Below are 23077 nucleotides of genomic sequence, written 5' to 3' on the forward strand. Positions count from 1 at the left end.
TTCACTACTGGGGCTTAGCTACCAAGGGAGAACGCGTCGAGGTCGTCGGCGAAGGAGTGCCGGGCCGCCGACTGGTCCTCGGGTGACGTCTCAGCGGTCTGCTGTCCAACGGCTGCATCCGGCTCAGCCTGCTTGGTGCGCAGGCTGACCGGCTCCCGGCGCGGGAGCGCACCTGACTCTACTGGGCCGCTCTGCTCCTCCGGCGCGGAGGTCTCGTTCGTCTCATCCGTCCCAGCCGTCTCAGCCGGGAACGAGATCGGCGTCTTCATGGTGTCGGTGGACAGATCCGGCGTCGGCTGCTCGCTGGGTGGCGGCGCGAACTGGGCCGCCGGCTGTCGGGTCGATTGCTGCACGGGGATCGATCCGGTCTCCGGCGAGGACTGATGCATCGGCCTCCGAACGGGCTCGAGGGAGGACGGTCGCGTCTCCAGACGAGCCGGCTGCGCCGCCTGCCGAGCCGCCGGCCGGGCAGGCGGCTGGGCCGCGGGCTGGGCTGCCGGCCGCGGCACGGCCTGGGGTCCGCGCCGGCGCGGGGCCGGAGGCAGGACCGCGACGCTGCTCGCGCTCGACGTCGTCGGCGCCTCGGCCCGCTCGATCGGTGCGACCGGGACCTCGCACAGCAGCTGGGCCGGCACCTTCACCATCGCGATCATCCCGTTGCCCGGAGCGGGGCGGGTGGCGAGGCGTACGTCGATGTCGTACTTGCGCGCGATCCGGTGCACCACCGGGAAGCCGGTGTGGCTGCCGGACTTGCTGACCAGCTCCACGATCGGGCCCGCCAGCAGCGCGTTGAGGCGTCCGACCGACCGCTCCGGGATGCCGATCCCGGTGTCCTCGATGCGGAACAGCACGTCGCCGGCGTCGGCGAGGTGGACGTTGATCGTCACCGTTCCCGGGGAGTACTTGGTCGCGTTGTCCAGCAGCGCCGCGATCAGGCAGGAGACGTCGTCGGCGGCATAGCCGATGACGGCCAGGTCGCTGACCCGGCCGATCGTCACCTGGTTGTAGCGCTCGATGCCCGACAGCGCCATCCGGATGATGTCGAGCAGCGAGGTGTCGATGCCGCCCATCTCGTCCTCGGCACGGCCCGCGAGCGTACGCAGGTCGCGGCTCGCCCGGCGCATGCGGGTGACGGCGTGGTCGACCTCGTAGAGCTTCTTCAGCCGCTCAGGGTCGTCCTCGTCGGCCTCGAGCCCGTCGAGCGAGATGCGCATCTGCTCAGCGAGGCTGATGAGCTGGATGCCGAACTGTTCCATGATCTCTGGCCAGGCCTCGTCCTCGTCCTCCTGTGGTGGTGGAGGCGTGGAGGAGATCGGTGGCGTCACAGGTGTGGGTGGCACCGGCGGAAAGGGCACACCCTGACCCCCGGTCGGTGGGAATGAGCGAGCAAGACCCGGATCTGACTGCTCAGCGAGCGTCGCAGCCTGGGGCCCCCGGCGCTTCGACAAGCGCAGGCTCCAGCGTGTCATGAGGCGGCACTTTCAAATGTGGAGAAGGAAACAGAGCGGTGAACAGATTGGCACAACCGGTGCGCGAGCGTAGCGATACGCGCCCGGAACCAGACAGTGTCCTAGGTCCCTCGTCCCGACCGGCTCAGGCGCGCCGCGACCTCACGACAAGGTGAGCCGATCCTACGCACTCCCCGAAATCAGCTCGCCAGCAGGCGCAGGGTCTCCTCGCGGGCCGGCGCCGTGCGCGGGTCCGTCCCCTCGTACGCGGATCCGACCGGGTTCACCATGACCTCGTCCACGCCGTACTCCTCGGCCATCCCCGCGAGCCGCGCCTTCGCGTACGCGGCGGAGCCGATGACCCAGCGTCCGCGCATCGTCTCCACGAGCCCCTGGTGGGCCTCGGGGATCTCGGTCTTCTCGGCCTCGTCGATGCTGGGCTGTGCGGTCAGCGGCTGACCCGTACGCAGCTTCAGCATCGTCAGCAGCTGCGGCAGCGCCCGGCGGTCGGCCTCCTCGGCGGTCTCGGCGACGCTCGCGTTGACCGTCAGGAACGTCTTCGGCTCGCTGAGCAGCTCGGAGGGCTGGAAGGTCGAGCGGTAGAGCTCGATCATCGCCTTGGTGTCGGTGCCGTTGCCCGCGAAGTGGTGGGCGAAGACGTAGGGCAGGCCCTTCTGGGCCGCCAGGCGAGCGGAGTAGTCGGAGGAGCCGAGCAGCCAGAGCTCGGCGACCGACGCGGCCGACGGGGTCGCGTGCAGCACATGCTGGCGGCCGCCCGCCATCAGCCCGACGCCCTCGGGCGCCATCATCGAGACGATGTTGTCGAGGTACTCCGGGAACCGGTTGACCGCGTCGTCGGTCACTCCCCCGGCGCCGTGGCGCAGCGCCCACGACGTCACCGGGTCGGTCCCCGGCGCGCGGCCGATGCCGAGGTCGATGCGCCCGGGGAAGGCTGCCTCCAGCAGCGCGAACTGCTCGGCCACCACCAGCGGTGCGTGGTTGGGCAGCATCACTCCCCCGGACCCCACCCGGATGCGTTCGGTCGCACCGGCCACCAGCGAGATCAGCACCGGCGGGTTGGTCGACCCGACCGCCGGCATGTTGTGGTGCTCGGCGAGCCAGTAGCGCTCGAAGCCCAGCTCGTCGGCCACCTTCGCCAGCGACAGCGTCGCAGCCAGGGCATCAGCGGAGGACTGGTCCTTGCGGACAGGGACGAGGTCGAGAACGCTCAGCTTCACGTAAAGCCTCAACCCCCGCCGAGACGTCACTTATTCCGGTCGAGACGTCAGTTTCGTCGGTCGAGTCGGCACCACCGTGACGGCTCGACCGACGTACCTGACGCCTCGGTTCAGGCTGGCGGCAGCAGGGCGCGCAGGCCGTCGGCGACGGCCGAGCGCCACCAGGCGTAGTCGTGGCCGCCGTTGTGCTCGGCGGAGACGACGTCGATCCCGGCCGTGCGGAGGCGGTCGACGAGGTCGTGGTGGAGCTCGTCGAGGACCCACTCCTGGGTGCCGTGCGCCAGGTGCACACGGGTCTTGGCCTCGGGCGTGACCGCGTCGGCCAGGTCGTCGAGCCACAGCGAGGCCGACTGGCTGGCGACACCGTGGATGTGCTCGGGATAGGTCAGACCGGCCCGCAGGGCGGTGACGCCGCCGAGGCTCTGGCCCACGACGTAGGTCTCCTCGGAGACCGCACGACGCTCACGCACCCACGGCAGCAGCTGGTTGACGATGTAGTCGGCACCCTCGCCGCCGGCGAGCTCCTCCCACCGCTTGTCGCGGCCGCCGGAGGCGGGCAGGACGCAGCGTACGTGGCGGAGGTGGCCGTCGGCGATCAGGTTGTCGAGCGTGGTCGGCAGCGAGTGGTGGTCGGTCCAGATCTCACCGTCGAGCGCGACCACGAGCGGCAGGTCGACGTTGAGCCCGGCGCCGGCGGGGTCGTAGAGCCAGACGTCGCGGCCGTCGGGGCCCGCCTCCAGCGTGACGGTGCCGGGAACGACGTCGTCACGGCGGAACAGCCACGGCTGCAGCGGGGCGTCGGGCAGCGAGACGACCGACTGCTTGATGCCCTGCCGGTTGTGGCACCAGTCGGGGTTGAGCGGGTCGAGGTAGCCACGGTGCAGGACGGCACGCAGCTCGACCTGCCCCTCGCTATCCCAGGGAGCCAGCTCGCCGGGGTGCTTGCAGAGGAAGGAGTAGGAGGCCCGCCAGTCGCCCTTCATCAGGAACGAGGCGTGCCACAGGTCGGTGCCGGCCTTCCGCTCGAGCATCGTCTCGGCGAGGTGACGCTCGTCGGTGAGCCGGTTGGCGAAGAGGAGCACCTCCTCGGCCTCGTCGTCACGCCAGCAGAACGTGACGATCACCTCGTCGTCCGCGGCGCCCGCGCCGGTCTCCTCGACGAGCGGAAGCGAGGTGGCGATCTGGTCCCAGAACATCTCGATGTCCTCAGGACTGAGGCGGTCGATGATCGCGCTCCGCGTCCGTGCTGATGGATTGGGTCGCGCCGCCGTTGGGGGTCGCAACTGCGTACTCATCCGGTTCTTCCTCCCGAGTACGGGGCTCTCCCTGTCCCCGCGGGCTGACCAAGTTACTCACAGTCGGGGCGAGACGCGAGATCCTGAGGTCCCTTTCTCTGTCAACTGATAGGTGATGTCGCATATCCGCTAGTCAAAGCTGTGGATAGGCGGGATTCGTTCAGTTTCCTATCAGTTTTCGGTCCACATGTCGGCACAGATCGCGACGGCGCCGAGGAATCCGGCGCCCTCCCACTGGGTGATCCGGACGTCCCCGATCCGGTCGGCGGGACCGTCCTCGGCGAGCACGTCGAGGCGCTGGGCAGCGGCCATGCTGCCGTGGCCGGCCTTCACCAGCGCCTCCTTGCGTACCCACAACCGCGTGAACGCGTACGCAGCGTCCTCCTGCCCCGCCACCCAGGCCGTCTCGCGCGGCGAGAGCGCTCGGTCGGGGCCGCGCGAGACCCTCTCGACGTCGATGCCGCACCGCCGCGTCGCGGCCACCGCGGCGACCCGGCCGCGGGCATGACTGAGGCTCACCCCGACCGCTTCGGCGTCGGCCACCGACGGCGCACCGTGCTCGACGCTGCCGCACCGTTCACAGCGCTGCTCGATCACGACCTCCGCACGCGTCGTGCCCAGCAGCTCCGCGGCGCACTCGCGGACCAGGACGTGGGCGGCGGCGTACGCCTGCTTGTCCGCCTCGGCCACCAGCCGCTCGTGGCGAGCCCGCTCGGCGGCGGTCAGCAGCCCGAGGTCGGCATCGACCTCGGCCACCGTCGCGAAGCGAACGATCTCGCTCATCCCGGTTCCGGAACCTGGGCGGCTCAGTGACCGCCCCACGGCACGCCGAGCTTGCCGAGCATCTCCTCGCCGCCGTCGAGCGCGGTGAGCACCCAGGCGCCGTCGGAGGTGAGGGCGAAGGTGTGCTCGAAGTGGGCCGCCCAGGAGCCGTCGTCGGTCACGACGGTCCAGTCGTCCTCCAGGGTCGTCACCTCGGGACCACCGAGGGTGAGCATCGGCTCGACCGCCAGCGCGATCCCGCGCTGCAGCTTGGGGCCCTTGCCCGGCTTGCCGTAGTTGAACACCGACGGCTCCATGTGCATCTCGGTGCCGATGCCGTGGCCGCTGAACTCCTCGAGGATGCCGTAGTCGCCCTGGGAGTCGACGTAGGTCTCGATGGCGTGTGAGATGTCGGTGACCCGTCCGCCGAGGCGGGCCGCGGCGATGCCGCGCCACATCGACTCCTCGGTGACGCGCATCAGCTCGGAGACCTCGTCGGGCACCGAGCCCATGGCCACCGTGATCGCCGCGTCGCCGTGCCAGCCGTCGACGATCGCACCGCAGTCGATCGAGATGATGTCGCCGTCCTCGAGCACGCGGGAACCGGGGATGCCGTGGACGACGACCTCGTCGACCGAGGCGCAGATCGAGCCCGGGAAGCCGTGGTAGCCCTTGAACGACGGGACGCCACCCCGGGACCGGATCGAGTCCTCGGCGATGGCGTCGAGCTCGAGAAGGGTGACTCCGGGCCGCGCTGCGGCCCGGAGCACCTCGAGCGTCTCGCCGACCACGAGGCCGGCCTTACGCATCTTCTCGATCTGCTCAGGGGTCTTGATCTGGACCTTGCTCAAGAAGCCCACTGCTCCCCCGTTGCGTACAAAGTTGTCCTTCTCAGGATTCCCGGCTCAGGATTCCGGGATGATGTCGAGCTCGTCGAAGATCCGCTTCGTGACGTCGTCGACCTCACCCATGCCGTCGATCTCATGGACCAGGCCGCGACCCTTGTAGACCTCGATCAGCGGCGCGGTCTCCTCGAGGTAGACCTCCTGGCGACGGCGGATGACGTCCTCGGTGTCGTCGGCGCGACCCTCGAGCTCGGCACGCTGCAGCAGCCGCTGCACGATCTCGTCCTTGTCGACGGTCAGCACGACCACCGCGTCGAGCGCGTGGCCGGTGAACTTGATCATCCCGTCGAGCTCCTCGACCTGCGCGAGGGTGCGCGGGTAGCCGTCGAGGAGGAATCCCTTGGCGGCGTCGGGCTCGTCGATGCGGTTACGGACCATCAGGTTCGTCACCGAGTCCGGTACGTACTCTCCCTTGTCCATGTAGGACGCGGCCTCGATGCCCAGGGGCGTGCCCTGGGAGACGTTGGCACGGAAGATGTCGCCGGTCGAGATCGCCGGGATCCCGAAGTGCTCGGCAATGAACTTCGCCTGGGTGCCCTTACCGGCTCCCGGCGGGCCCATGATGATCAGTCTCATCGGAGGAACCCTTCATAGTTGCGCTGCTGGAGCTGGCTCTCGATCTGCTTCACCGTGTCGAGGGCGACGCCGACCATGATGAGGATCGAGGTGCCACCGAACGGGAAGTTCTGGTTCGCGTTGATGAGCGCCAGCGCGATCAGCGGGATGAGCGCAACCAGACCGAGGTAGAGCGAGCCCGGCAGTGTGATACGGGACAAAACGTAGGACAGGTAGTCCTCGGTCGGCTTCCCGGCCCGAATTCCTGGAATGAAGCCACCGTATTTCTTCATGTTGTCGGCGACCTCCGGTGGGTTGAAGGTGATCGACACGTAGAAGTAGGTGAAGAAGATGATCAGCGCGAAGTACGTCGCCATGTAGACCGGGTGGTCACCACGGACGAAGTAGGTGTTGATCCAGTCGACCCACGCCGGCGGGTTCTGCGCGTTCTGGTTGAACTGCGCCGCCATCGCCGGCAGGTAGAGCAGCGACGAGGCGAAGATGACCGGGATGACACCGGCCTGGTTCACCTTGAGCGGGATGTAGGTCGACGAGCCGCCGAACATCTTGCGACCGACCATCCGGCGGGCGTACTGGACCGGGATCCGGCGCTGGGCCTGCTCGATGAAGATGACCGCGGCCATGATCGCCAGACCGATGACGATCACGATGGCGAAGGTCCACCAACCCTTGTCGTTCTTGACCGCCCACATGGTGGCCGGGAAGGTCGCGACGACCTGGGTGAAGATCAGGATCGACATACCGTTGCCGATACCGCGCTCGGTGATGAGCTCACCGAGCCACATGATGACCGCGGTGCCGGCGGTCATGGTGACGACCATGACCAGGAAGGTGGCGGTGCCGTCGTCGTGCAGCAACGGCTGGGTGCAGCCCTGGAGCAGGTCGCCGGAGCGCGCCAGCGCGACGATGCCGGTCGCCTGCAGGACCGCGAGGCCGAGGGTCAGGTAACGGGTGTACTGGGTGATCTTCGTCTGCCCGGACTGGCCCTCCTTCTTGAGGCGCTCCAGGCGAGGGATCACCACGACGAGCAGCTGCAGAATGATGCTCGCGGTGATGTACGGCATGATGCCGAGCGCGAAGATGGTCAGCTGCAGCAGAGCGCCGCCGGAGAAGAGATTGACCAGGTTGTAGAGGCCGGCGCTGTCACCGGTCTGGGCGGCGTCAAGACACTGCTGGACGTTCGCGACGTGAACGCCAGGAGCAGGGATCTGAGACCCCGCTCGGAAGATCACGACGATCAGGAGAACGAAGAGCAGCTTCTTGCGCAGGTCCGGAGTACGGAACGCTGATGCGAACGCGCCAAGCACGAATGGTTCCTCTTTCGACAATCAGGGGTCGCAGGGCCTGCGCCGATGCGAAAACCCGTGGCAGCCTAACAGCCCCCACGGAAGTTCTTGCACGTAGGGCTGAAACAGCGGGAGCGCGGGCGGGACCCCGAAGGGGCGACCCGGCCGCGCTCCCACGTGACAGGCTCTACGTTAGTAGAACTGTCAGAGAACCGTGACAGTTCCGCCAGCAGCCTCGATCTTCTCCTTGGCAGAGCCGGAGAAGGCGTTGGCGCTGATCTCGACCTTGACGGTCAGGTCACCCTGGCCCAGGACCTTGACCGGGTGGCCCTTGCGGACGGCACCCTTCTCGATCAGGGTCTCGGGGGTGACGACGCCACCCGCGGGGAACAGCTCGTTGAGCTTGTCGAGGTTGACGACCTGGAACTCCACCTTGAAGGGGTTCTTGAAGCCCTTCAGCTTGGGGAGCCGCATGTGCATCGGGGTCTGGCCACCCTCGAAGTAGGCGGGGACCTGGTAACGGGCCTTCGTGCCCTTGGTACCACGGCCGGCCGTCTTACCCTTGGACGCCTCACCACGACCCACGCGGGTCTTGGCCTTCTTGGCACCGGGAGCCGGCGCCAGGTTGTGCACCTTGAGTGCCATATCAGTCGACCTCCTCGACCGTCACCAGGTGACGGACGGTCTGGACCATGCCGCGGATCTCCGGGCGGTCCTCCTTGACGACCACGTCGCCGATCCGCTTGAGACCGAGCGTACGCAGGGTGTCCCGCTGGTTCTGCTTGAGACCAACGAGGCCCTTCTTCTGCTGGACCTTCAGCTGCGCCATCAGGCCGACACCTCCACCTTGGGCGACTCCGCGACCTCGGCCTGCGCCTTCAGCAGCGCCTCCGGGGCAACGTCCTCGACCGGGAGACCACGGCGGGCGGCGACGGCCTCAGGCTGCTCGAGCATCTTGAGGGCCTCCACCGTCGCGTGGACGATGTTGATCTGGTTGGACGAACCGAGCGACTTGCTCAGCACGTCGTGGATGCCGGCGCACTCCAGGACGGCGCGCACCGGGCCACCGGCGATGACACCGGTACCAGGGGCGGCCGGACGGAGAAGGACCACACCAGCGGCCTTCTCACCCTGCACCGGGTGCGGGATCGTGCCCTGGATGCGGGGAACGCGGAAGAAGTGCTTCTTCGCTTCCTCGACACCCTTGGCGATCGCCGCGGGAACTTCCTTCGCCTTACCGTAGCCGACGCCGACCAGACCCTCACCGTCACCGACGATCACGAGGGCGGTGAAGCTGAAGCGACGACCACCCTTCACGACCTTGGCAACTCGGTTGATCGCGACGACCTTCTCGATGTAGGCGGTCTTGTCGGCGCTCTGGTTGCGACGGTCGTCGCGACCTCGGCGCTCGCCACCACGCTGTCCGCGCTGGGCTCCGCTCATCAGACTTTCCTCTTCTCTCGTTCGATCGTTGCGATCAGAAGGTCAGACCGGCCTCGCGCGCGCCATCGGCGAGCGCGGCGACACGGCCGTGGTACTTGTTGCCGGCACGGTCGAAGACCACGGTCTCCACCCCAGCGGCCTTGGCACGCGACGCGACCAGCTCGCCGACCTGCTTGGCCTTGGCGGTCTTGTCGCCCGAGGCCGACCGCAGGTCGCCCTCGATGGTCGAGGCCGAGGCAAGCGTCTTGCCGGCCAGGTCGTCGACGACCTGGGCGGTGATGTGCTTGGCCGACCGGGTCACGACGAGGCGCGGACGCTCCGGCGTACCCTCGATCTTCTTGCGACCACGAGCCTGACGACGCAGGCGCGAGCGGACACGAGAAGCGGTGTGCTTGTTGTTCGACAGCGAGATGGCCATCACTTACCAGCCTTTCCGACCTTGCGGCGGATGTTCTCGCCGGCGTAACGAACGCCCTTGCCCTTGTACGGCTCCGGCTTGCGCAGCTTGCGGATGTTGGCCGCAACCTCACCGACGAGCTGCTTGTCGATGCCCACGACGCCGAGCTTGGTCGGGCCGTCGGTGGTGAAGGTGATGCCCTCCGGCGCGTCGAAGATGATCGAGTGCGAGTAGCCCAGCTGGAACTCCAGCTTGGTCGGGCCCTTCGACAGGACGCGGTAACCCACGCCGACGATCTCGAGCTTCTTCTCGTAGCCCTCGGTGACACCCAGGACCATGTTGTTGATCAGCGTGCGGGACAGGCCGTGAAGGGCCTTGCTGTCCCGGCTGTCGTCGGGGCGCTTGACGTCGAGGACGCCGTCACCCTTCTCGACGGTGATCGGGTCGACCACGGTGTGCGACAGGGTGCCCTTGGGGCCCTTGACGTTCACGACCTGGCCGTCGATGGTGACGTCCACGCCGGCCGGAACCGGGACGGGGAGCTTGCCAATACGCGACATGTTCTTCTCTCTCCCTTCCCTGATTACCAGACGTAGGCGAGGACTTCCCCACCTACGCCCTTCTTGTTCGCCTGGCGGTCGGTCAGCAGACCCTGGCTCGTCGAGATGATCGCGACACCGAGGCCGCCGAGCACCTTGGGGAGACCGGTGTGCTTCGCGTAGACACGCAGACCGGGCTTGCTGATGCGGCGGACGCCGGCGATCGAGCGCTCACGGTTGCGGCCGTACTTGAGGGTGATCGACAGGGTCTTGCCGACCTGGCCCTCGGTGGGCTCCAGCACCTCGTACTTGGTGATGTAACCCTCCTGCTGGAGGATCTCAGCGACGCCCTGCTTCAGCTTGCTGTACGGCATCGAAACCGCATCGTGGTACGCCTGGTTGGCGTTACGCAGACGAGTGAGCATGTCTGCGATCGGGTCAGTCATCGTCATTGGCCGAACGGCCCTTTCTCGTAGTGGTTTCCTCACGACACGGAGTCATGAGGACCTTCAACGTCAGTGGTTGGAACGGTGATCGCTCACCAGGAGGACTTGGTGACGCCGGGCAGCTCGCCCCGGTGGGCCATCTCACGCAGGCAGATACGGCACAGGCCGAACTTGCGGAACACAGCCTTCGGGCGGCCGCAGCGCTGGCAGCGGGTGTAGGCGCGAACCGCGTACTTCGGCTTGCGCGCGGCCTTCACCTTGAGAGCGGTCTTCGCCATCTCAGTTCTCCTTGAACGGGAAGCCGAGCGCCTTGAGCAGCGCGCGACCCTGGTCGTCGTTGGTGGCAGTCGTCACGAGGGTGATGTCCATGCCCCGCGAGCGGTCGATCTTGTCCTGGTTGATCTCGTGGAACATGACCTGCTCGGTGAGACCGAAGGTGTAGTTGCCGTTGCCGTCGAACTGCTTGCCGTTGAGGCCGCGGAAGTCCCTGATGCGGGGCAGCGCGAGCGAGAGCAGGCGGTCGAGGAACTCCCACATGCGGTCGCCGCGCAGCGTGACGTGCGCACCGATCGGCATGCCCTCACGCAGCTTGAACTGCGCGATCGACTTCTTCGCCTTGTTGATCAGCGGCTTCTGGCCGGTGATCGCGGTCAGGTCGTTGACAGCGCCCTCGATCAGCTTGGAGTCGCGAGCAGCCTCGCCGACACCCATGTTGACGACGATCTTGGTCAGACCGGGGATCTGCATGACGTTGGAGATGCCGAACTCCTGCTGGAGTGCGGGGGCGATCTCCTCGCGGTACTTCGTCTTGAGGCGCGGGGCCACAGCGGTGTCGGTCATGATCAGATGTCCTTACCGGTCTTGCGCGAGATGCGAACGCTGCGCTCAGCGGCGTACGTCGACCCGTCGGGGCGACGCTTCTGGACCGTCTCACGGCGGAAGCCGACGCGAACCGGCTCGCCACCCTCGAGCAGCTGGACGTTGGAAACGTGGATCGGGGCCTCGGTGGTCACGATGCCGCCGGTGGTGCCGGCGCGACCGCCCTGGTCCTGGACCTTGGTGTGCTTCTTGATGAGGTTGATGCCCTCGACGATCACACGGTCCTCGTTGGTGAGGACAGCGATCACCTTGCCGGAGCCGCCCTTGTCCTTACCGGCGATCACCTTGACGGTGTCGCCCTTCTTGATGTGCGAGCGACCCATCACAGCACCTCCGGCGCGAGCGAGATGATCTTCATGAACTTCTTGTCGCGCAGCTCACGGCCGACCGGGCCGAAGATGCGGGTGCCTCGCGGCTCGCCGTCGTTCTTGAGAATGACGGCGGCGTTCTCGTCGAAGCGGATGTACGAGCCGTCAGCGCGGCGGCGCTCCTTGACGGTGCGCACGATGACGGCCTTGACGACGTCACCCTTCTTCACGTTGCCACCGGGGATAGCGTCCTTGACGGTGGCGACGATGGTGTCGCCGATGCCGGCGTAGCGACGACCGGAACCACCGAGCACACGAATGCAAAGGATCTCCTTCGCACCAGTGTTGTCGGCGACCTTGAGTCGCGACTCCTGCTGGATCATTACTTCTCCTTGTCGAGCTGGTTCTCAACCGCATCCAGGGCGGTCGAGCCTTGCCGAACGTAATGGGATTTGATGGGCACAGGCCCAGCGAACAATGGTCGCTGGACCTGCACCCTTTGGTCAATTTGGCGACGTTTGTCGCCAGCCGGATCCGTCTCCTAGGAGACGAGGATCACTTGGCGCGCTCGACGACCTCGACGAGGCGCCACCGCTTGGTCGCGGACAGCGGCCGGGTCTCCATGACCAGGACGCGGTCGCCGATGCCGGCGGTGTTCTGCTCGTCGTGAGCCTTGAGCTTGCTGCTACGGCGCATGACCTTGCCGTAGAGCGGGTGCTTCACGCGGTCCTCGACCTCGACGACGATGGTCTTGTCCATCTTGTCGCTGACGACGAGGCCCTCGCGCACCTTGCGCGTGTTGCGCTCGGTGGTCTCAGTGGTGTCAGCCATCTCAGGCCTCCTCGGTGGTCTCGGTGCCCGGGGCCACGCGAATGCCGAGCTCGCGCTCGCGCACCACGGTGTAGATCCGGGCGATGTCCTTCTTGACGGTGCGGAGCCGACCGTGGCTCTCCAGCTGGCCGGTGGCCGCCTGGAACCGGAGGTTGAACAGCTCCTCCTTCGCCTCGCGCAGCTTCGCCTCGAGGTCGACGTCGGTGAGCTCGTCCAGCTCGAACGCCTGCAGGGAGTTAGCCATCAGAACTCACCAGCCTCTCGCGTGATGAAACGGCACTTCATGGGCAGCTTGTGGATCGCGCGGCGCATCGCCTCGCGGGCCGTGTTCTCGTCGACTCCGGAGAGCTCGAACATGACGCGGCCCGGCTTGACGTTGGCCACCCACCACTCGGGCGAACCCTTACCGGAACCCATGCGGGTCTCGGCAGGCTTCTTGGTCAGCGGGACGTCGGGGTAGATGTTGATCCACACCTTGCCGCCTCGCTTGATGTGACGAGTCATCGCGATACGCGCTGCCTCGATCTGGCGGTTGGTCACGTAGTGACCCTCGATCGCCTGGATGCCGTAGTCACCGAAGGCCAGCTTGGTGCCACCCTTGGCCACGCCGGTGCGCTTGGGGTGGTGCTGCTTGCGGTGCTTGACGCGACGGGGCATCAGCATGGGTCAGCCCTCCTGGGACGTGGTCTCGGCGGCGGGAGCCTCAGCGGCAGCCGGCGCCTCAGTCTTCGCCGCGCGGTCAGCGCGGTTCGGGCGGTCCCCACGGGAGCCACGCGACGGACGGTCGCCGCGGCCACCGCGACGGTCGTTGCCACCGCGACCCGGGACGCCCGCACGGGCGGCCTGGGCGGCCTGACGCTCGGCGCGCGATCCGGAGACCTCGCCCTTGTAGATCCAGACCTTCACGCCGATGCGGCCGAAGGTCGTGCGGGCCTCGTAGAAGCCGTAGTCGATGTCGGCACGCAGCGTGTGCAGCGGGACGCGGCCCTCGCGGTAGAACTCCGTACGCGACATCTCGGCGCCGTTCAGACGACCCGAGCACTGGATCCGGATGCCCTTGGCACCGGAGCGCATGGTGGTCTGCATGGCCTTGCGCATCGCGCGGCGGAACTGCACGCGACCGCTGAGCTGCTCGGCGACACCCTGGGCGACCAGCTGAGCGTCGACCTCGGGGTTCTTGACCTCGAGGATGTTCAGCTGGACCTGCTTGCCGGTGAGCTTCTCCAGCTCGGTGCGGAGGCGGTCGGCCTCGGCGCCGCGGCGGCCGATCACGATGCCCGGACGCGCGGTGTGGATGTCCACACGGACGCGGTCACGGGTGCGCTCGATCTCGACCTTGGCGATGCCGGCCCGCTCCATGCCCTTCGACAGGAGCTTGCGGATCTTGACGTCCTCGCCGACGTACTCCTTGTACTGCTTGTCGGCGTACCAACGCGACTTGTGGTCGGTCGAGATGCCCAGGCGGAAGCCGTTCGGGTTGATCTTCTGACCCATTACTTCTTACCGCCCTTCTCGACGACGTCGGCCGGCTGCACGACCAGGGTGATGTGCGAGGTCCGCTTGTTGATGCGGGTCGCACGGCCCTGGGCGCGGGGACGCCAGCGCTTCATGGTCGGACCTTCGTCGACCATGGCGACCGAGACGACGAGGTCGTCACGGTCCAGACCCTCGGTCGACACCGCGTTGGCGATGGCGCTCTCGAGAACCTTGTAGACAGTCTCGGAGGCTGCCTGCGGCGCGAACTGCAGCAGGGACAGGGCCTCGTCGACAGGCAGGCCGCGGACCAGGTCGACGACCCGGCGCGCCTTCAGCGGGGTGATCCGCACGAAGCGGGCACTCGCGAAGGCGCCCGGCTGGTCGCCGAGCAGGGAGTCGCGGCGGGCGCTTACGCGCACACGCTCGGTGGTGCTCATCGACGGCGTCCCTTCCGGTCGTCCTTGATGTGACCCTTGAAAGTGCGGGTCGGGGCGAACTCGCCCAGCTTGTGACCGACCATGGAGTCGGACACGAAGACCGGGACGTGCTTGCGACCGTCGTGCACGGCGATGGTGTGACCGATCATCTCGGGCACGATCATCGACCGGCGCGACCAGGTCTTGATGACGTTGTGGGTGCCCTTCTCGTTCTCGGCGTCGACCTTCTTCTGAAGGTGATCGTCGATGAAGGGGCCCTTCTTCAGGCTGCGAGGCATTGCTTACTTCCTACCCTTCCCGCTCTTACGGCGGCGGATGATCTGCGAGTCAGAGGCCTTGCGCTTGCGCGTACGGCCCTCGGGCTTACCCCAGGGGCTGACCGGGTGACGGCCACCAGAGGTCTTACCCTCACCACCACCGTGCGGGTGGTCGACCGGGTTCATGACGACACCACGGACGGTCGGGCGAACGCCCTTCCACCGCATGCGGCCGGCCTTACCCCAGTTGATGTTGGACTGCTCGGCGTTGCCGACCTCGCCGACGGTGGCGCGGCAGCGCACGTCGACGAAGCGCATCTCACCCGAAGGCATACGCAGCGTGGCCTTGGAGCCCTCGCGAGCGACCAGCTGGGCGCTCATGCCGGCGGAGCGGGCGATCTTCGCGCCGCCACCCGGACGCAGCTCAACATTGTGGATGGTGGTACCAACCGGGATGTTGCGCAGCGGCAGGTTGTTGCCGGGCTTGATGTCAGCGGTCGGGCCGGACTCCACGACGGTGCCCTGGCTCACGCCGACGGGCGCGAGGATGTAGCGCTTCTCGCCGTCGAAGTAGTGCAGCAGGGCGATACGGGCGGTGCGGTTCGGGTCGTACTCGATGTGAGCGACCTTGGCCGGCACGCCGTCCTTGTCGTAGCGACGGAAGTCGATGATCCGGTACGCACGCTTGTGACCGCCACCCTGGTGACGCGTGGTCACGCGACCCTGGTTGTTGCGGCCGCCCTTCTTGGGGAGGGGCTTGGTCAGCGACTTCTCGGGCGTGGTCCGAGTGATCTCGGCGAAGTCGGCCACCGACGAGCCACGACGGCCCGGGGTGGTCGGCTTGTACTTACGAATAGCCATGTTCAGTCAGTCCTTCTCACGCGCCGAAGATGTCGATGCGGTCGCCCTCAGCCAGGGAGACGATCGCGCGCTTGGTGTCGGGGCGCTTGCCCAGGCCGTAACGCGTACGGCGGGCCTTGCCCTTGCGGTTGATCGTGTTGACCGAGGTCACCTTGACGTCGAACACCTTCTCGACCGCGATCTTGATCTCGGTCTTGTTCGCGTCGGGGCGAACGATGAAGGTGTACTTGTTCTGGTCGAGGAGGCCGTAGCTCTTCTCGGAGACCACCGGCGCGATCAGGATGTCGCGGGGGTCGTAGTGCAGCGTGCTCACTTGTCAGCCTCCTCAGCCTTCTTCTTGCCGGCCTCGACGAAGCCTGCGGCGATGGCGTCCTCGGCGGACTTGAAGTAGAACTCCGCCTTGGTGGACTCGTACCAACGGCCGCCCGGAGCGTGGAACTTCTTGTCCTTGCCCTTGACGTTGCCCTTGATGTCGAAGCCCTCGGGAGCGGAACCGTCCTCGAGCGGCGCGACAGCGCCCTCGGGAAGGTCGGCATCCTTGGCGGGCTCGGCGGCGGGCTTCTTGGCCGCGTCCTTCTCGACCTCACCGATGGTGACGGTCTCCTTGGCAGCGACGACCGGCTTGCCCGAGACGAAGATCTCGTAGGCCGGCTTGGAGAAGACCACGTCGTCGGAGACGAGGACGTCGTAGGTGTTGAGCTGGTCGGCCCAGAGCAGGTGCACCTCGGGCGCGTTGCGCAGGCTCAGCGCGGCGGCGGACTCGGAACGGTCCAGCACCACGAGGAAGCGCTTCGCGTCGGAGATCGCCTTGAGGGCGGTCAGCGCGGTCTTGGTCGAGGGCGCCTCGAAGGCGAACTCGGCCACGTGGATCTGGCCGGCGCGAGCCCGGTCGGAGAGGGCACCGCGGAGAGCGGCGGCCTTCATCTTCTTGGGGGTGCGCTGGCTGTAGTCACGCGGCTGCGGGCCGTGGACGGTGCCACCACCGGCGAACTGCGGCGCGCGGGTCGAACCCTGGCGGGCGCGACCGGTGCCCTTCTGCTTGTAGGGCTTGCGGCCACCACCGCGGACCTCGCCGCGGGTCTTGGTGGCGTGCGTGCCCTGGCGCGCAGCGGCCTGCTGCGCGACGACGACCTGGTGGATCAGCGGGATGTTGAGCTCAACATCGAAGATCTCAGCCGGGAAGTCGACCTTGACGGTCTTGATAGCCATGATCAGGCCTCCAGCTTCTTAGCAGCCGAGCGGAGGACCACGAGGCCACCCTTGGGGCCAGGAATGGCGCCCTTGACCAGGATGAGGCCCTTCTCGGTGTCGACGGCGTGCACGGTGAGGTTCTGGGTGGTGACGGTGTCAGTACCCATGTGGCCGGCCATGCGGACGCCCTTGAACACGCGACCCGGGGTGGCGCACGCGCCGATCGATCCCGGCTTGCGGTGGTTGCGGTGAGCACCGTGCGAAGCGCTGACGCCGGCAAAGCCGTGGCGCTTCATGGTGCCCGCGAAACCCTTACCCTTCGAGGTGCCCGTCACGTCGATCTCCTCGCCCACGGCGAAGGTGTCGACGGAGAGCTCCTGGCCGGCGGAGTACGACGCGGCGTCGGCGGTGCGGATCTCGGCCAGGTGGCGGCGCGGCGTGGTGCCGGCCTTCTCGAACTGGCCGGCGCCCGGCTTGTTCACCTTGCGGCCGTCGATCTCGCCGTAGCCGATCTGCACGGCGTTGTAGCCGTCGACCTCGGGAGTGCGGACCTGGGTCACGACGTTGGTGTTCGCCGCGATCACGGTCACGGGGACGACGACGTTGTTCTCGTCCCAGAGCTGGGTCATGCCGAGCTTGGTGCCCAGGAGACCCTTCACGTTGCGTTCGATCGTCATGTCGTCAACCTCAGAGCTTGATCTCGATGTCGACACCAGCAGGCAGGTCGAGCCGCATGAGGGAGTCAACAGTCTTCGGGGTCGGGTCGATGATGTCGATGAGGCGCTTGTGGGTGCGCATCTCGAAGTGCTCGCGCGAGTCCTTGTACTTGTGGGGCGAGCGGATGACGCAGTACACGTTCTTCTCGGTCGGCAGCGGCACCGGGCCGGCGACCTTGGCACCCGTACGGGTGACCGTGTCCACGATCTTTCGCGCCGAGGTGTCGATCACCTCGTGGTCATAGGCCTTGAGCCTGATGCGGATCTTCTGTCCCGCCATCTGTCTCTCTCGTCCTTCTTGGTCAGCGTGCCGCGTGCTACAGGCTTCCTCCGGCTGAGTCGGCCCGGTTGCTCACCTCTGGCTCCGACCCCCGCGGTCGGGCGTGTCGCTTATTTTTCACAAGCGAACGCCGACTTCTCGACGGGACTTTCACCATCAGCTTCACTGGAACCACGCCTTCGGGATGGGCACACGACGACCACAGACCACATCCGGACAGGCTGATCAGCCTGCTCAGGTGACGCGATTCAGTAGTCAAGGTGTGCACACCCCAGCGCACATTCACTGGAGCAACCAGAGAATCTTGTCACGCGTACGCAGGTGGCTCCAAATCAACGGTGTCGGCTGGGTCGCTCTGAGAGGATGCCCCCAACCGAGCGAGTTCGCCGGCCGTCGCGACGAGGAGCATCAGCATGTCAGGAGTGTGGCCGCCCCCACCGGGTGAGCAACCTCAACAGGGCGCGACGAACACGTCGGCCCTCCCCCAGCCGCAACCGGCCTGGACCCAGCCGCTGCCGCCGGCCCACAAGCCGGGGGCGATCCCGCTGCGGCCGCTGGGCCTCGGCGACATGCTCGACGGCGCCTTCCGGCTCGTACGCTTCAACCCCGGCGCCACGGTCGGCGCCTCGGTCCTCGTGGCAGCGATCGCGCAGGCCATCCCGCTGGTGGTCACCGCGGCGATCACGTTCTCCGGTGACAGCCTCGAGTTCTTCGGCCGCTCGCTGGAGGACCCCGCCTACGTGCCCGGCAGCTCCGAGATCATCGGGATCGTGGCCGCGATCGGCTCGCTGCTCGTGGGCACGGTGCTGCAGGCCTTCGGCACGATCCTGGTGTCGGGGATGATCTCCCACGTCGCCCACGCGGCCGCGATCGGCAAGAAGCTCACCCTCGGCCAGGCCTGGGCGGCCACGCACGGCAACCGCTGGCGGCTGATCGGGCTGGCGCTGCTCGTGACCCTGGCCTACGTCCTCGTCATGGCGGTCGCGGCGGCGCCGGTCGTGGCGCTCGTCATCGTCGTCGACAGTCCTGTCCCGGCCGTCCTGGTCGGCCTCCTGATGATCCTGCTCCTGATCGTCGCCTCGCTGTTCCTGATGGTGCGGCTCTACCTGCTCGCGGTGCCGGCGCTGATGCTGGAGCACACCGGCGTCTTCGGTGCCTTCGGGCGGGCCTGGCAGCTCTCCTCGCGACAGTTCTGGCGGCTCTTCGGGATCTGGCTGCTCACCGCGCTCATCGCCGGGTTCGCCTCCCAGATCGTCAGCTTCCCGATCAGCCTGGTCTCCAGCATCGTCTCGGTCGCCGCCCCGGACCTCTACTTCCTGGCGACCATCGCCGGCACCGCCCTCGCGACCGTGGTGGCCGCTGCGATCGTGACCCCGTTCACCGGCGCGGTGACCAACCTGCAGTATCTCGACCAGCGCATCCGCAAGGAGTCCTACGAGGTCGAGCTGATGGAGCAGGCCGGGCTGCTGAGCTGATGGTCTTCCTCCAACAGACCCCTCCCCTGGCGCCGACGCCGGAGGAGGGTCGCTCCTGGCTCAGGCGGGAGCTGGCCGGCCCCGAGTACCACGAGTTCGACCTCGTCGAGCGGATCATGCGCTGGATCGAGCGCACCCTGTCCGACGGCCTTCCTTCGGTCGGCGACGTGCCCTGGGCGCAGACCGTCGCCGCGATGGTCGTCTTCGCGGCGATCCTCGTGGGTCTCGGCCTGCTGGTCTCGCGTGCCCGACGCAGTCCGCGGGTCGCCCGCGACCGCAACGGCGACGTCCTCACCGACGAGTCGCTCTCCGCTGCTGCGCTCCGGGCCCGGGCGGAGGCTGCGTACGCCTCGGGTGATCATGGCGCCGCGGTGATCGACGGGTTCCGGGCACTCGCCAGGCGTCAGGTTGAGCGCGGCCGGCTCGCCGAGGACCCGGGACTCACCGCCGCCGAGGTGGCGGCGAGCCTGGAGCGGGAGATGTCGCTCGAGGGCCGCGCGGGGAAGGCTGCGGAGCTGTTCAACGAGGTGCTCTACGGTCATCATCCCGCCACGCGTGAGCAGGCCGAGGGTGTGCTCGCCCTCGAGCAGGAACTGGCGGTGGCGCGATGAGCACGCAGACCGCGGAACCGTCGGCCGGGTGGGCCGAACGTCTGCGGGGCCGGTTCCTGCGGAACCGGCCGATTCTGGCCGTGGCGCTGGCCTTCGTGATCGCGGTCGTCCTGGCGTACCTCGCGGCCCCGAAGGGCGGGGAGTCCTACGCTCCCTACGACCCCGAGAGCCCCGATCCCGACGGCACCCGGGCGCTGGTCCGGGTGCTCGAGGACCATGGCGTCGAGGTCGACATCGTGCGTTCCTCCGAGGCCCTCGACGACACCGGGATCGAGAGCGACACGACCGTTTTCGTCACCGGCACCGACGCGCTCGGCGCGGACACCGCCTCCCGGTTGCGTGAGCGCACCGACGACGCCGGCGACCTGATCCTGGCCGAGCCAGCGCCCTACGTGTCGGCCATGCTCGGCATCCCCTACGCGGTCGCCCAGACGTCCGAGAGGGTCGAGGCCGACTGCGACGACCGGCGCTGGGAGGGGCTCAGCATCCATGCCGATGAGGTCCTTGCGTACGACGCCGGCTCGTGTTTCCCGCACGAGGGTGGCGCGGTGCTCGCGCCCGCGGACGGGCTGACCGTCTGGGGCGCCCCGCAGGTGCTGACCAACGACCAGATCCTGCGAGCGGACAACGCCGCGGTGGCGCTGCGGCTGCTGGGTGAGAGCGACCACCTGGTCTGGTACATCCCCTCCGTCGAGGACCTCGCCCCCGACGAGGCCCACTCCCCCTCGTCGCTGCTGCCGCGGTGGATCGACCCGGCCCTGTGGCTCGTGCTGCTCGCGGTCGTCGCCTTCGCCCTCGCCCGCGGCCGACGGCTGGGTCCGCTGGCCGTGGAGCCGTTGCCGGTCCACGTGCGCGCCGGTGAGTCGACACGCAGCCTGGGCCGGCTCTACCGCCGCTCCGGCGATCGCACCCACGCCGCGACGACGTTGCGCCAGGCCGCCCGCACCCGCCTCGCCCGGCGGTTGCGGCTGGGCCGGGACGCCACCTCGGAGGCCGTCGTACGCGCGGTCGCCCACCGCACCGGACGACCCGATCTCGAGGTCTCCGCGCTGCTCACCGATGCTCCGATCGAGAACGACCAAGACCTGATCACGCTGGCCAACGCGCTGGCGGCCCTTGAGGAAGAGGTACGACACCCATGACCCAATCCGAGACCATCCCGTCCGTGTCGCCGGACGGCGCACGGGAGCGGCTCGCCGCGGTCCGGGCCGAGGTCGCCAAGGCGGTCGTCGGTCAGGACGCCGCGGTCTCCGGGCTGCTGGTCGCGCTGGTCTGTGGCGGCCACGTGCTCATGGAGGGCGTGCCCGGCACCGCAAAGACCCTGCTGGTGCGGTCGCTGTCCGCCGCTCTGTCGGTCGAGACGCGCCGGGTGCAGTTCACCCCCGACCTGATGCCCGGCGACATCACCGGCTCGATGGTGGTCGAGTCCTCCCACGGTTCGCTGACGTTCCGGGAAGGCCCGGTCTTCACCAACCTGCTCCTCGCCGACGAGATCAACCGCACCCCGCCGAAGACGCAGTCGGCACTGCTCGAGGCGATGGAGGAGGGCCGGGTCTCGGTCGACGGCGTCACCCGCGACCTGCCCCGCCCGTTCCTGGTGGCCGCGACCCAGAACCCGATCGAGTACGAGGGTGTCTACCCGCTCCCCGAGGCGCAGCTGGACCGGTTCCTGCTGAAGGTGGTCCTGCCAGTGCCCGAGCGCGCCGACGAGGTGCAGATCCTCACCCGGCACGCCTCCGGCTTCGACCCGCGCGACGTCGCCGGCGCGGGGGTCACGGCGGTTGCCTCCGGCGCCGACATCGAGGCCGCCCGGCAGCACGTCGGCTCCGTCCAGGTGTCTCCGGAGGTCACCGGCTACATCGTCGACATCGCCCGGGCGACCCGCGAGTCCCCGTCGCTGTCGGCCGGGGTGTCCCCGCGTGGCGCCACCGCGCTGCTCCGCTCCGCGCGGGCCTGGTCCTGGCTCGCCGGCCGCGACTTCGTGACCCCCGACGACGTGAAGTCCCTCGCCCACGCGACGTTGGCGCACCGGCTGGCCCTGCGTCCCGAGGCCGAGCTCGAGGGCGTCCAGGTCTCCCAGGTCCTCTCCTCCGCCATCGGCGCCGTCCCCGTCCCCCGATGACCATCACCTGGCGGGTTCCGCTGCTGCTGCTGGCCGGCATCGTCCCGGTGGTGCTGCGGCCGGCCGCCGGCACGGCCGCGATCTGGGTCCTGCTCGTCATGGTGCTGACGCTCGCCGACGTGCTCCTGGCGTCGAAGCCGGCCACCCTCGAGATCAGCCGGGTGCGGCTGGGCGGGATCCGGCTGGGCGAGTCGACGACCTCGGAGCTCCTGGTCCGCTCCCCTGCCCGGCGTGTCCGGGCGCTGGTGCGGGATGCCTGGCAGCCCACCGCCGGCGCCACGGCGAACCGCCACCGGATCCGGCTCGGCCGCGGCGACAGCACCCGGCTGCGTACGCCGCTCCGGCCGCGCCGCCGCGGAGACCTGCGCGCGCTGGGCGTGACGGTGCGGGCCTATGGGCCACTCGGCCTCGGCGCCCGGCAGCGTACGGTCCCGGTGGAGGGCTCGGTGCGGGTGCTGCCCGCCTTCGAGTCGCGCAAGCACCTCCCCTCCCGGCTGCAGCGGCTGCGCGAGCTCGACGGCCGGGCCGCGGTGCGCGTGCGCGGACAGGGGACCGAGTTCGACTCGCTGCGGGAGTACGTCCGCGGCGACGACGTACGCTCCATCGACTGGCGCACCACCGCCCGCTCCCGCACCGTCGTGGTCCGCACCTGGCAGCCCGAACGCGACCGCCGGGTGGTGCTGGTGCTCGACACCTCCCGCACCTCGGCCGCCCGGGTCGAGGGTGCCGGCGGCGGGGTGCCGCGGCTCGACTCGGCGATGGACGCCGGGCTCCTGCTGTCCGCCATCGCCTCCCGGGCCGGCGACCGGATCGACTTCATCGCCGGCGACCTGCGCGTACGCTCCCGGGTCCGCCTCGCCGGTCAGCGCGACGTCACCCAGCGGCTGCAGGAGGCAATGGCCGACCTCGAGCCGGTCATCGCCGAGGCCGACTGGTCCAACCTCGCCGGCGCCGTCGCGGGCCTCGGCCGCCACCGCGCGCTCGTGGTCCTGCTGACGCCGCTCGACCCGCACGCGATCGAGGAGTCGCTCCTCCCGGTCCTACCGGTCCTGACCCAGCACCACCGCGTCGTCCTCGCCTCCGTCCGCGACCCCGAGCTCGAGGCCACCGCCGCCTCCCGCGACACCCTCGACGACGTCTACGCCGCGGCCGCCGCCGAGCAGACCCTCCGCCGCCGCGACCACACCGCCGCCATGCTCCGCACCCTCGGTGTCGACATCGTCGACGCCGACGCCGAGTCCCTCCCGCCCGCTCTCGCCGACCACTACCTGCAGCTCAAGGCCACCGGTCAGCTCTGA

33 protein-coding genes are annotated in these 23077 nt (G+C 68.4%); 5 read left to right on the top strand and 28 right to left on the bottom strand.

Going from position 1 to position 23077, the window contains the following annotated elements; genetic code table 11:
* Positions 1 to 14 precede the first annotated feature (14 nt).
* The 28 genes from ACWZJV_RS09600 to rpsJ form a co-directional block, all read right to left on the bottom strand.
* Positions 15 to 1340 (bottom strand): ATP-binding protein, encoded by a 1326-nt coding sequence (locus ACWZJV_RS09600; RefSeq protein WP_457181280.1) that lies wholly within the window; start codon positions 1338 to 1340, stop codon positions 15 to 17.
* A gap of 308 nt (positions 1341 to 1648) precedes the next feature.
* Positions 1649 to 2686, bottom strand: a complete 1038-nt coding sequence (locus ACWZJV_RS09605) for an LLM class flavin-dependent oxidoreductase (protein ID WP_008361036.1) — start codon at positions 2684 to 2686, stop codon at positions 1649 to 1651.
* Between the two features lie 110 nt (positions 2687 to 2796).
* Positions 2797 to 3882, bottom strand: a complete 1086-nt coding sequence (locus ACWZJV_RS09610; protein WP_457181281.1) for an enterochelin esterase domain-containing protein — start codon at positions 3880 to 3882, stop codon at positions 2797 to 2799.
* Positions 3883 to 4152: 270 nt separating this feature from the next.
* Positions 4153 to 4764 carry a 4'-phosphopantetheinyl transferase family protein gene (locus ACWZJV_RS09615; RefSeq protein WP_457181282.1) on the bottom strand — a complete coding sequence of 204 codons (612 nt, stop codon included), beginning with the start codon at positions 4762 to 4764 and terminating at the stop codon, positions 4153 to 4155.
* Between the two features lie 23 nt (positions 4765 to 4787).
* Complete coding sequence (map, locus tag ACWZJV_RS09620; RefSeq protein ID WP_457181283.1) at positions 4788 to 5603, bottom strand: type I methionyl aminopeptidase; 816 nt, start codon at positions 5601 to 5603, stop codon at positions 4788 to 4790.
* A 45-nt stretch (positions 5604 to 5648) separates the two neighbouring features.
* A complete protein-coding gene (locus tag ACWZJV_RS09625) occupies positions 5649 to 6224 on the bottom strand; it encodes an adenylate kinase (protein WP_008361032.1) in 576 nt (191 codons plus the stop codon).
* Positions 6221 to 7531, bottom strand: a complete 1311-nt coding sequence (secY, locus tag ACWZJV_RS09630) for a preprotein translocase subunit SecY (protein WP_008361031.1) — start codon at positions 7529 to 7531, stop codon at positions 6221 to 6223. Before secY ends, ACWZJV_RS09625 begins: the two co-directional genes overlap by 4 nt.
* Before the next feature lie 183 nt (positions 7532 to 7714).
* On the bottom strand, positions 7715 to 8155 hold the full coding sequence (gene rplO / locus ACWZJV_RS09635) for a 50S ribosomal protein L15 (protein WP_457181284.1): 441 nt from the start codon (positions 8153 to 8155) through the stop codon (positions 7715 to 7717).
* A 1-nt stretch (position 8156) separates the two neighbouring features.
* Complete coding sequence (rpmD, locus tag ACWZJV_RS09640) at positions 8157 to 8339, bottom strand: 50S ribosomal protein L30 (RefSeq protein WP_008361029.1); 183 nt, start codon at positions 8337 to 8339, stop codon at positions 8157 to 8159.
* Entirely contained in the window at positions 8339 to 8953 is a 615-nt protein-coding gene (rpsE, locus tag ACWZJV_RS09645) for a 30S ribosomal protein S5 (protein WP_008361027.1), read from the bottom strand. The genes rpmD and rpsE overlap by 1 nt, the downstream gene beginning before the upstream one ends.
* A 34-nt stretch (positions 8954 to 8987) precedes the next feature.
* A complete protein-coding gene (rplR, locus tag ACWZJV_RS09650; protein ID WP_008361025.1) occupies positions 8988 to 9371 on the bottom strand; it encodes a 50S ribosomal protein L18 in 384 nt (127 codons plus the stop codon).
* Entirely contained in the window at positions 9371 to 9910 is a 540-nt protein-coding gene (gene rplF / locus ACWZJV_RS09655) for a 50S ribosomal protein L6 (protein WP_008361023.1), read from the bottom strand. Before rplF ends, rplR begins: the two co-directional genes overlap by 1 nt.
* Positions 9911 to 9933: 23 nt before the next feature.
* Complete coding sequence (gene rpsH, locus ACWZJV_RS09660) at positions 9934 to 10341, bottom strand: 30S ribosomal protein S8 (RefSeq protein ID WP_040755997.1); 408 nt, start codon at positions 10339 to 10341, stop codon at positions 9934 to 9936.
* A gap of 86 nt (positions 10342 to 10427) precedes the next feature.
* Complete coding sequence (locus ACWZJV_RS09665) at positions 10428 to 10613, bottom strand: type Z 30S ribosomal protein S14 (RefSeq protein WP_008361020.1); 186 nt, start codon at positions 10611 to 10613, stop codon at positions 10428 to 10430.
* Between the two features lies 1 nt (position 10614).
* Positions 10615 to 11175: a 50S ribosomal protein L5 gene (gene rplE / locus ACWZJV_RS09670; protein WP_008361018.1), complete on the bottom strand. Its 561-nt coding sequence runs from the start codon at positions 11173 to 11175 to the stop codon at positions 10615 to 10617.
* A 2-nt stretch (positions 11176 to 11177) separates the two neighbouring features.
* On the bottom strand, positions 11178 to 11537 hold the full coding sequence (rplX, locus tag ACWZJV_RS09675; RefSeq protein ID WP_008361017.1) for a 50S ribosomal protein L24: 360 nt from the start codon (positions 11535 to 11537) through the stop codon (positions 11178 to 11180).
* Positions 11537 to 11905 (bottom strand): 50S ribosomal protein L14, encoded by a 369-nt coding sequence (gene rplN / locus ACWZJV_RS09680; RefSeq protein WP_008361015.1) that lies wholly within the window; start codon positions 11903 to 11905, stop codon positions 11537 to 11539. The genes rplX and rplN overlap by 1 nt, the downstream gene beginning before the upstream one ends.
* Before the next feature lie 172 nt (positions 11906 to 12077).
* A complete protein-coding gene (rpsQ, locus tag ACWZJV_RS09685) occupies positions 12078 to 12353 on the bottom strand; it encodes a 30S ribosomal protein S17 (protein WP_008361013.1) in 276 nt (91 codons plus the stop codon).
* Between the two features lies 1 nt (position 12354).
* On the bottom strand, positions 12355 to 12597 hold the full coding sequence (rpmC, locus tag ACWZJV_RS09690; RefSeq protein ID WP_008361011.1) for a 50S ribosomal protein L29: 243 nt from the start codon (positions 12595 to 12597) through the stop codon (positions 12355 to 12357).
* Positions 12597 to 13016 (bottom strand): 50S ribosomal protein L16, encoded by a 420-nt coding sequence (gene rplP / locus ACWZJV_RS09695; protein ID WP_008361009.1) that lies wholly within the window; start codon positions 13014 to 13016, stop codon positions 12597 to 12599. The genes rpmC and rplP overlap by 1 nt, the downstream gene beginning before the upstream one ends.
* A 3-nt stretch (positions 13017 to 13019) precedes the next feature.
* Entirely contained in the window at positions 13020 to 13847 is an 828-nt protein-coding gene (gene rpsC, locus ACWZJV_RS09700) for a 30S ribosomal protein S3 (protein WP_008361007.1), read from the bottom strand.
* Positions 13847 to 14266, bottom strand: coding sequence for a 50S ribosomal protein L22 (gene rplV / locus ACWZJV_RS09705; protein WP_008361005.1), 420 nt, complete (start codon positions 14264 to 14266; stop codon positions 13847 to 13849). The genes rpsC and rplV overlap by 1 nt, the downstream gene beginning before the upstream one ends.
* Positions 14263 to 14544 carry a 30S ribosomal protein S19 gene (gene rpsS, locus ACWZJV_RS09710; RefSeq protein ID WP_008361004.1) on the bottom strand — a complete coding sequence of 94 codons (282 nt, stop codon included), beginning with the start codon at positions 14542 to 14544 and terminating at the stop codon, positions 14263 to 14265. The genes rplV and rpsS overlap by 4 nt, the downstream gene beginning before the upstream one ends.
* 3 nt (positions 14545 to 14547) lie before the next feature.
* On the bottom strand, positions 14548 to 15384 hold the full coding sequence (rplB, locus tag ACWZJV_RS09715; RefSeq protein ID WP_008361002.1) for a 50S ribosomal protein L2: 837 nt from the start codon (positions 15382 to 15384) through the stop codon (positions 14548 to 14550).
* Positions 15385 to 15400: 16 nt separating this feature from the next.
* Positions 15401 to 15697 (bottom strand): 50S ribosomal protein L23, encoded by a 297-nt coding sequence (gene rplW / locus ACWZJV_RS09720; RefSeq protein WP_008360999.1) that lies wholly within the window; start codon positions 15695 to 15697, stop codon positions 15401 to 15403.
* Positions 15694 to 16593 carry a 50S ribosomal protein L4, sunset domain variant gene (gene rplD / locus ACWZJV_RS09725; protein WP_008360997.1) on the bottom strand — a complete coding sequence of 300 codons (900 nt, stop codon included), beginning with the start codon at positions 16591 to 16593 and terminating at the stop codon, positions 15694 to 15696. The genes rplW and rplD overlap by 4 nt, the downstream gene beginning before the upstream one ends.
* A 2-nt stretch (positions 16594 to 16595) precedes the next feature.
* On the bottom strand, positions 16596 to 17252 hold the full coding sequence (gene rplC, locus ACWZJV_RS09730; RefSeq protein ID WP_008360995.1) for a 50S ribosomal protein L3: 657 nt from the start codon (positions 17250 to 17252) through the stop codon (positions 16596 to 16598).
* A 10-nt stretch (positions 17253 to 17262) separates the two neighbouring features.
* Positions 17263 to 17571, bottom strand: a complete 309-nt coding sequence (rpsJ, locus tag ACWZJV_RS09735) for a 30S ribosomal protein S10 (RefSeq protein WP_008360994.1) — start codon at positions 17569 to 17571, stop codon at positions 17263 to 17265.
* Between the two features lie 413 nt (positions 17572 to 17984).
* On the opposite strand from rpsJ, the gene ACWZJV_RS09740 reads away from it, so the two are divergent.
* The 5 genes from ACWZJV_RS09740 to ACWZJV_RS09760 are packed head-to-tail and all read left to right on the top strand — an operon-like array spanning position 17985 to position 23077.
* Entirely contained in the window at positions 17985 to 19046 is a 1062-nt protein-coding gene (locus ACWZJV_RS09740; protein WP_457181285.1) for a hypothetical protein, read from the top strand.
* Entirely contained in the window at positions 19046 to 19657 is a 612-nt protein-coding gene (locus ACWZJV_RS09745) for a DUF4129 domain-containing protein (protein ID WP_457181286.1), read from the top strand. The genes ACWZJV_RS09740 and ACWZJV_RS09745 overlap by 1 nt, the downstream gene beginning before the upstream one ends.
* Positions 19654 to 20799 carry a DUF4350 domain-containing protein gene (locus ACWZJV_RS09750; protein ID WP_008360985.1) on the top strand — a complete coding sequence of 382 codons (1146 nt, stop codon included), beginning with the start codon at positions 19654 to 19656 and terminating at the stop codon, positions 20797 to 20799. The genes ACWZJV_RS09745 and ACWZJV_RS09750 overlap by 4 nt, the downstream gene beginning before the upstream one ends.
* The gene (locus ACWZJV_RS09755) at positions 20796 to 21779 is read left to right on the top strand and encodes an AAA family ATPase (protein ID WP_008360984.1); all 984 of its coding nucleotides are present in this window, start codon (positions 20796 to 20798) and stop codon (positions 21777 to 21779) included. The genes ACWZJV_RS09750 and ACWZJV_RS09755 overlap by 4 nt, the downstream gene beginning before the upstream one ends.
* The gene (locus ACWZJV_RS09760; RefSeq protein ID WP_008360983.1) at positions 21776 to 23077 is read left to right on the top strand and encodes a DUF58 domain-containing protein; all 1302 of its coding nucleotides are present in this window, start codon (positions 21776 to 21778) and stop codon (positions 23075 to 23077) included. Before ACWZJV_RS09755 ends, ACWZJV_RS09760 begins: the two co-directional genes overlap by 4 nt.

Source organism: Nocardioides sp. WG-D5, from assembly GCF_054031175.1.

What these genes read in the sequence shown, in the direction of transcription:
- ACWZJV_RS09755 (WP_008360984.1), top strand. Translation starts at nt 20,796, where the DNA reads ATGACCCAATCCGAGACCATCCCGTCCGTGTCGCCGGACGGCGCACGG.
- rpsJ (WP_008360994.1), bottom strand. Translation starts at nt 17,571, where the DNA reads ATGGCGGGACAGAAGATCCGCATCAGGCTCAAGGCCTATGACCACGAG.
- rpmC (WP_008361011.1), bottom strand. Translation starts at nt 12,597, where the DNA reads ATGGCTAACTCCCTGCAGGCGTTCGAGCTGGACGAGCTCACCGACGTC.
- rplX (WP_008361017.1), bottom strand. Translation starts at nt 11,537, where the DNA reads ATGGGTCGCTCGCACATCAAGAAGGGCGACACCGTCAAGGTGATCGCC.
- rpsH (WP_040755997.1), bottom strand. Translation starts at nt 10,341, where the DNA reads ATGACGATGACTGACCCGATCGCAGACATGCTCACTCGTCTGCGTAAC.
- rpsE (WP_008361027.1), bottom strand. Translation starts at nt 8,953, where the DNA reads ATGAGCGGAGCCCAGCGCGGACAGCGTGGTGGCGAGCGCCGAGGTCGC.
- ACWZJV_RS09610 (WP_457181281.1), bottom strand. Translation starts at nt 3,882, where the DNA reads ATGTTCTGGGACCAGATCGCCACCTCGCTTCCGCTCGTCGAGGAGACC.
- rplO (WP_457181284.1), bottom strand. Translation starts at nt 8,155, where the DNA reads ATGGCACTCAAGGTGCACAACCTGGCGCCGGCTCCCGGTGCCAAGAAG.
- rpmD (WP_008361029.1), bottom strand. Translation starts at nt 8,339, where the DNA reads ATGGCGCAGCTGAAGGTCCAGCAGAAGAAGGGCCTCGTTGGTCTCAAG.
- ACWZJV_RS09740 (WP_457181285.1), top strand. Translation starts at nt 17,985, where the DNA reads ATGTCAGGAGTGTGGCCGCCCCCACCGGGTGAGCAACCTCAACAGGGC.
- rplD (WP_008360997.1), bottom strand. Translation starts at nt 16,593, where the DNA reads ATGGCTATCAAGACCGTCAAGGTCGACTTCCCGGCTGAGATCTTCGAT.
- rpsQ (WP_008361013.1), bottom strand. Translation starts at nt 12,353, where the DNA reads ATGGCTGACACCACTGAGACCACCGAGCGCAACACGCGCAAGGTGCGC.
- ACWZJV_RS09665 (WP_008361020.1), bottom strand. Translation starts at nt 10,613, where the DNA reads ATGGCGAAGACCGCTCTCAAGGTGAAGGCCGCGCGCAAGCCGAAGTAC.
- rplN (WP_008361015.1), bottom strand. Translation starts at nt 11,905, where the DNA reads ATGATCCAGCAGGAGTCGCGACTCAAGGTCGCCGACAACACTGGTGCG.
- ACWZJV_RS09750 (WP_008360985.1), top strand. Translation starts at nt 19,654, where the DNA reads ATGAGCACGCAGACCGCGGAACCGTCGGCCGGGTGGGCCGAACGTCTG.
- rplV (WP_008361005.1), bottom strand. Translation starts at nt 14,266, where the DNA reads ATGAGCACCACCGAGCGTGTGCGCGTAAGCGCCCGCCGCGACTCCCTG.
- rplE (WP_008361018.1), bottom strand. Translation starts at nt 11,175, where the DNA reads ATGACCGACACCGCTGTGGCCCCGCGCCTCAAGACGAAGTACCGCGAG.
- rpsC (WP_008361007.1), bottom strand. Translation starts at nt 13,847, where the DNA reads ATGGGTCAGAAGATCAACCCGAACGGCTTCCGCCTGGGCATCTCGACC.
- ACWZJV_RS09615 (WP_457181282.1), bottom strand. Translation starts at nt 4,764, where the DNA reads ATGAGCGAGATCGTTCGCTTCGCGACGGTGGCCGAGGTCGATGCCGAC.
- rplP (WP_008361009.1), bottom strand. Translation starts at nt 13,016, where the DNA reads ATGCTGATGCCCCGTCGCGTCAAGCACCGCAAGCAGCACCACCCCAAG.
- ACWZJV_RS09625 (WP_008361032.1), bottom strand. Translation starts at nt 6,224, where the DNA reads ATGAGACTGATCATCATGGGCCCGCCGGGAGCCGGTAAGGGCACCCAG.
- rpsS (WP_008361004.1), bottom strand. Translation starts at nt 14,544, where the DNA reads ATGCCTCGCAGCCTGAAGAAGGGCCCCTTCATCGACGATCACCTTCAG.
- ACWZJV_RS09745 (WP_457181286.1), top strand. Translation starts at nt 19,046, where the DNA reads ATGGTCTTCCTCCAACAGACCCCTCCCCTGGCGCCGACGCCGGAGGAG.
- rplF (WP_008361023.1), bottom strand. Translation starts at nt 9,910, where the DNA reads ATGTCGCGTATTGGCAAGCTCCCCGTCCCGGTTCCGGCCGGCGTGGAC.
- rplB (WP_008361002.1), bottom strand. Translation starts at nt 15,384, where the DNA reads ATGGCTATTCGTAAGTACAAGCCGACCACCCCGGGCCGTCGTGGCTCG.
- ACWZJV_RS09760 (WP_008360983.1), top strand. Translation starts at nt 21,776, where the DNA reads ATGACCATCACCTGGCGGGTTCCGCTGCTGCTGCTGGCCGGCATCGTC.
- rplR (WP_008361025.1), bottom strand. Translation starts at nt 9,371, where the DNA reads ATGGCCATCTCGCTGTCGAACAACAAGCACACCGCTTCTCGTGTCCGC.
- rplC (WP_008360995.1), bottom strand. Translation starts at nt 17,252, where the DNA reads ATGACGATCGAACGCAACGTGAAGGGTCTCCTGGGCACCAAGCTCGGC.